This window comes from Synechococcus sp. R8-2, from assembly GCF_047461715.1.
In the GTDB taxonomy this organism is placed as follows: Bacteria; Cyanobacteriota; Cyanobacteriia; order Thermostichales; family Thermostichaceae; genus Thermostichus.
This window is the reverse complement of sequence record NZ_JANSHQ010000097.1, coordinates 1-4,751: the sequence shown is the minus strand read 5'-3', so window position 1 is coordinate 4,751 and position 4,751 is coordinate 1. Positions and strand designations below refer to the sequence as shown.

The 4,751-nt window shown below is 59.8% G+C and carries 6 protein-coding genes; 3 read left to right on the top strand and 3 right to left on the bottom strand.

Annotated features, from left to right (window positions below; genetic code table 11):
• Positions 1 to 190 precede the first annotated feature (190 nt).
• Positions 191 to 1,234, top strand: coding sequence for a threonine aldolase family protein (locus tag NW819_RS02700; protein WP_414412808.1), 1,044 nt, complete (start codon positions 191 to 193; stop codon positions 1,232 to 1,234).
• A gap of 107 nt (positions 1,235 to 1,341) precedes the next feature.
• Here NW819_RS02700 and lspA read toward each other — a convergent pair whose 3' ends face one another.
• The 3 genes from lspA to NW819_RS02685 all read right to left on the bottom strand — a co-directional run bounded on the left by lspA (position 1,342) and on the right by NW819_RS02685 (position 3,311).
• Positions 1,342 to 1,866, bottom strand: coding sequence for a signal peptidase II (lspA, locus tag NW819_RS02695; protein WP_414412807.1), 525 nt, complete (start codon positions 1,864 to 1,866; stop codon positions 1,342 to 1,344).
• Positions 1,867 to 2,126: 260 nt separating this feature from the next.
• On the bottom strand, positions 2,127 to 2,351 hold the full coding sequence (locus NW819_RS02690) for a hypothetical protein (RefSeq protein WP_414357256.1): 225 nt from the start codon (positions 2,349 to 2,351) through the stop codon (positions 2,127 to 2,129).
• 156 nt (positions 2,352 to 2,507) lie between these two features.
• Positions 2,508 to 3,311: an ABC transporter permease gene (locus NW819_RS02685; protein WP_414412806.1), complete on the bottom strand. Its 804-nt coding sequence runs from the start codon at positions 3,309 to 3,311 to the stop codon at positions 2,508 to 2,510.
• A 166-nt stretch (positions 3,312 to 3,477) separates the two neighbouring features.
• Here NW819_RS02685 and ruvA point away from each other — a divergent pair, with 166 nt between their 5' ends.
• Both ruvA and nadD read left to right on the top strand, forming a co-directional pair.
• Positions 3,478 to 4,092, top strand: coding sequence for a Holliday junction branch migration protein RuvA (gene ruvA, locus NW819_RS02680; RefSeq protein WP_414412805.1), 615 nt, complete (start codon positions 3,478 to 3,480; stop codon positions 4,090 to 4,092).
• Complete coding sequence (gene nadD, locus NW819_RS02675; protein ID WP_414412804.1) at positions 4,089 to 4,697, top strand: nicotinate-nucleotide adenylyltransferase; 609 nt, start codon at positions 4,089 to 4,091, stop codon at positions 4,695 to 4,697. The genes ruvA and nadD overlap by 4 nt, the downstream gene beginning before the upstream one ends.
• Positions 4,698 to 4,751 lie beyond the last annotated feature (54 nt).

Genomic DNA, 4,751 nt, shown 5'->3' with positions numbered 1-4,751 from the left:
GGACTCCGTCCCGCTATCGCGACCAGCCTGAGCCGCCTTCCCATCCCCAAAAGGACTCTGTCCCGCTATTGCAAACGGTTGAGGGAGAGGCAGGTCAAGCCTGGGATACTTTGGAGGATCCCGGTTGGGTTGGCGCGAAGTAAGCCGGCCCTAACCCTTCCTCGGCGAGATCCCTTGGGTTGTCCAGGCCATGAACTTCTGCAGCGACAATGTCACAGGCGCCTGTCCTGAGGTGATGGAAGCCCTGTTGGCCCTCAGGGGATCCGCCATGCCCTATGGAGGGGACGAATGCACAGCGCAGGTGCAAAGGCTGTTTGCCGAGATCTTCGAGCATGAAGTGGCAGTGTTTCCGGTGGCAACAGGATCTGCTGCCAATGCCCTGGCCCTTTCGGTGCTCACCCCGCCCTACGGGGCGATTTATTGCCATCCCGAGGCCCACATCAATCTGGACGAATGTGGAGCGCCGGAGCTGTTTACAGGTGGGGCCAAGTTGGTGGGGATCCCAGGGGAACAAGGCCGTATCGACTGGGGCAACTTAAAAGCAGCCCTGGAGCGGGCGGGGTTTGGGGTGGTTCATCACGTGCAGCCTGCCTGCCTCAGCCTGACGCAAGCCACTGAGGCCGGCACCCTCTACTCCTTGGAGCAGCTTGGATCCCTGGCGGATTTGGCCCATCACTTTGGCCTTAAGGTGCATATGGATGGGGCCCGCTTTGCCAATGCCCTGGTTAGTTTGGGTTGCACCCCTGCCGAGATGACCTGGAAAGCGGGGGTGGATGTGCTGTCCTTTGGGGCCACCAAAAATGGAGCCTGGGCTGCGGAAGCGGTGGTGTTTTTTCATCCAAATCAGGTGGGCGATTTTGAGTTTCGTCGCAAGCGCAGTGGCCATCTGCTCTCGAAGATGCGCTTTTTGTCTGCCCAATTGCAGGCCTATCTCCAGGATGGGGTGTGGCTGCGCAATGCCCGCCATGCCAACGCAATGGCCCAGCAGTTGGCGCAGGGACTGGGATCCCTGCCGGGAGCCAAGTTGGTGTATCCTACCGAGGCCAATGAGGTTTTTATCGAGCTGCCGGAGCCGGTTCTCCAGGCCCTAGAGGGAGCGGGGTTTCGGTTTTACCGCTGGCTGGGGGAAGGTCACAACTTAATCCGCCTGGTGACGGCTTTTAACACTTTGCCCGCAGATGTCGAGCGCCTCTGCCAGGTGGCCCAGCAAGCCAGCCATTCGCGCTCGCGATAGCAGTGCGGAGCACTTTAGCGGGACGGAGTCCTTGCAGCTGACCGGGGATCCCCCTGGCCAAAGGCCTGAGCATCCCAAGGGATCCCTGAAGGCTGTTCATCGGCTCGTCAATCCTTAAAGTGGGTGCTGTCGCGACCGGGCTTTTTCTCCAGGCAGGGCGAGGCGGAAGTCGATCCCGTTTTCTTCGAGTTGTCCCGTAGCAAACCGATCAGCAGGCAGGCCACCCCGAGGTTGATGGCCACATCCGCCACGTTGAACACCGGAAAGCGGATCCAGACCCAATTGAAAAAATCCACCACATAGCCGTTGACGAAGCGGTCGATGCCGTTCCCCACCGCTCCTGCCCACACCAAGCCATAGCCCGCCTGTTCCCAACGGCTCAGGATCCCGCCGCGGATGGCCAGCAGCCCCAATGCCAGCGCTACCCCCAACGAGATCCACTTCAAGAGCTCTGCCGAATCTTCAAACAGGCTCCAAGCAGCGCCGGTATTCTCCACGTAGGTGAGGTGAAACACCCCTGGCCACAGCTCAATCTCTGGCCCCGGCAGCAGCCGTTCCACTGCCCAGTGCTTGGTCGCCTGATCCAAGATTACCCCCAGGATCCCGGCCAGCCAAAAGCCTTTGTTTTTCATGTCGTCTTGGCCTCAATCACGTCCACCGGCAAGAGCGCCCCGATGAGCACTTTTCCCATCCTGACATGCTGCTCTTCTGCCGGCTCATTGCACAGAAGCTCAAGGGCGGAGCTCTGGACTCGAAGTTGGGCCCGTAACGGGATCCAACACCGGTGAGTGGCCTCAGAAGCGATTGGCCGCCTCTGGCTTGAGAGGAGCAGCAAGAAAACCGTCCAGCTTAGGCAACTGGACGGGGATCCCCTGGGGGTGGACAGGATTGGCTACCGACCCTGCTGCTCCAGGGAGCGGCGCAATTCGCTGGCCATCTGCATGAACTCTTGCGGGTTGCCCGCTTTGCCGTAGGAGGAGCGATCTTGAACCTTTTTGCCGCTGCCTTGGCGGGTGCGGGTGCTGAGCAAAGAGCTGGCCATTTCCATGAACTTGGCAGGATTTCCCTCGCTGCTGCCCCGCACTAGAGGGGCGCGTCCGGCACGAGTGACAGCCATAGATACCTCAATTTTCACAAATGAAATGCTTGTTACATTTTCTCACAAGGGCTCTGCGATCAACCAGGGCCAGCGTTTCCTTGCTGTTACAGCGACTCCGGCCAATGCTTGGGGATCCCTCCAAGTGCAAACCTTGCATGAGGCTGGAAAGAGCCATCAGCGAGTCGTGGTTTTCTCTTGGGTCAAGTGATGGATCAGCCAAATGGGGAGCACCGTCAGGCCGATCACCCCCAGGGCCACCACGCTGATCACCGGGCGCTGCCGAGGCTTGGTTAGCTGGCTGAACACCCAGATCGGCAGGGTTTGCTGCTGGCCGGCGGTGAAGGTGGTGACGATGATTTCATCGAAAGACAGGGCAAACGCCAGCAGGGATCCCGCCAATAGGGCCGAGGCCAGTTCGGGCAGAAGGATGTACCGAAAGGTTTGCAGAGGATTGGCCCCCAAGTCGGCAGAAGCCTCCAGTTGAGAGCGTCCCATGCGGCGAAACCGGGCCAGCACGTTGTTGTACACCACCACCAGGCAAAAGGTGGCATGGCCGATAACAATTGTCCAAAAGCTGAAAGGGATATGCAGCAAATGGATCGCCGAGCGCAAGGCGATCCCGGAGACAATGCCCGGCAAGGCGATGGGCAGCAACACCAAAAATGAGATCGTCTCGCGGCCAAAAAATCGGCTGCGATAGACGGCCGCTGCCGCCAGGGATCCCAGCACCACCGCCACTCCGGTAGCCAGCACAGCCACCCGCAAAGACAAAAACAAGGCCCGCCAAATATCTGCCCGCCCCCAGGCCACGGCAAACCAATGCCAGGTCAGCCCCGGCAAAGGGAAGCGCAAAGTCGCCTCATCGGGGCTAAAGGCATAAAGGACGATCACCAGCAGAGGAAGATGGAGAAAGAGCAGCACCCCCAGCGAGAACAGGATCCAAAGCCATTGGCCGATGGGAAAAGGGCGAATCGGCATGGATGAGGGAGAATACAGAGCTGGATGGGGAACAGTCTACAGGTAGAGAAATGGTCTGTGAAATAGCCTTGTAGGGAAGCAGCCTTTGGCAAGGACTTTAGATTGCTTGGCCGACTTTGGAGCTCCAGTCGAGCAGAGCATCCCAAACCCAGATTAAACTCGCAGCATGATCGCGTTTTTAAGCGGCCACCTTGTGGCCATCGAATGGGGAGAGCGCAGTAGCCTCACCGTTGAGGTGCAGGGGATCGGCTATCGCGTCAAGGCCCCAGGACGTTTTCTCAAGCAACTGCCTGCAGTGGGGGAGCCCGTCCGGGTGTTCACCCATTTGGTGGTGCGAGAGACCGAGCTGGTGTTGTACGGGTTTGGCTCGCCAGCCGAGCGCGATTTGTTTGTGGAACTCATCAAAGTCTCGGGGGTGGGGCCGGCTTTGGGCTTGGCCCTGCTGAATACTTTCGGCCTGCCGGAGCTGATTCAGGCGGTGGTGACCGAAAATGTGCGCCTGCTCTCCCTCACGCCGGGGGTAGGTCATAAAACGGCCCAGCGGCTGGCCTTGGAGCTGAAAACCAAGCTGGCCCACTGGCGACAGGGGATGGGGGTTGCGGATCAACCCTTGGCCGGGGGGCCGCCCATGCCTATCCGGGAAGAGGTGGAAATGGCCTTACTGGCCCTGGGCTACAGTGCTCAGGAAATTCAGGCTGCCTTGCAAGCTCTGCCCACTCACCCCCGCCCAACGGAAGACTGGCTGCGGGATGCCATCACCTACCTGAGCCAGCAGCCATGAAGCACCGCCGCATTGCCATTCTGGGTGGAACCTTCAACCCTGTACACCACGGCCATTTGATCATGGCAGAACAAGCCCTTTGGCAGTTTGACCTGGATCAGGTGCTGTGGATGCCGGCAGGGGATCCCCCCCACAAGCCTCTGGCCCCTGGTGCCAGCAAAGCCGACCGCCTGGCCATGGTCAAGCTGGCCATTGCCGACCACGAGCGCTTCGCCTGCTCAGAGCTGGAGATCCGCCGTTCGGGGCGCTCCTACACCATCGAGACACTGCGCACCCTCATCCAGGAGCAACCCAATACCCAGTGGTACTGGATCATCGGCGTGGATGCTCTGCGGGACCTGCCCCAGTGGTATCAAGCGGAAGAACTGGCCCGCCTCTGCCATTGGATTGTTGCCCCACGGGTGGATGCCGGCGATGCCGCCCAGGTGCTGCAGGCGGTAGCCGAAAAGTTGCCTATCCAAGCCCAAATCCTGGAAGCTCCCACCCTGACGCTCTCTTCCACCTACCTAAGGCAGCAAATCCAAAAGGGAAGGTCTATCCGCTACCTGGTGCCCCCTGCCGTGGAGCACTACATCCGGCAGCACCGCCTCTATCTGCAGCCCTAAAGGAAAAAAGGGGGCGGATCCCCCCTCTAGAATCACCAAATTTTCGGGCTGGAG

What these genes read in the sequence shown, in the direction of transcription:
- lspA (WP_414412807.1), bottom strand. Translation starts at nt 1,866, where the DNA reads ATGAAAAACAAAGGCTTTTGGCTGGCCGGGATCCTGGGGGTAATCTTG.
- NW819_RS02690 (WP_414357256.1), bottom strand. Translation starts at nt 2,351, where the DNA reads ATGGCTGTCACTCGTGCCGGACGCGCCCCTCTAGTGCGGGGCAGCAGC.
- nadD (WP_414412804.1), top strand. Translation starts at nt 4,089, where the DNA reads ATGAAGCACCGCCGCATTGCCATTCTGGGTGGAACCTTCAACCCTGTA.
- ruvA (WP_414412805.1), top strand. Translation starts at nt 3,478, where the DNA reads ATGATCGCGTTTTTAAGCGGCCACCTTGTGGCCATCGAATGGGGAGAG.
- NW819_RS02685 (WP_414412806.1), bottom strand. Translation starts at nt 3,311, where the DNA reads ATGCCGATTCGCCCTTTTCCCATCGGCCAATGGCTTTGGATCCTGTTC.
- NW819_RS02700 (WP_414412808.1), top strand. Translation starts at nt 191, where the DNA reads ATGAACTTCTGCAGCGACAATGTCACAGGCGCCTGTCCTGAGGTGATG.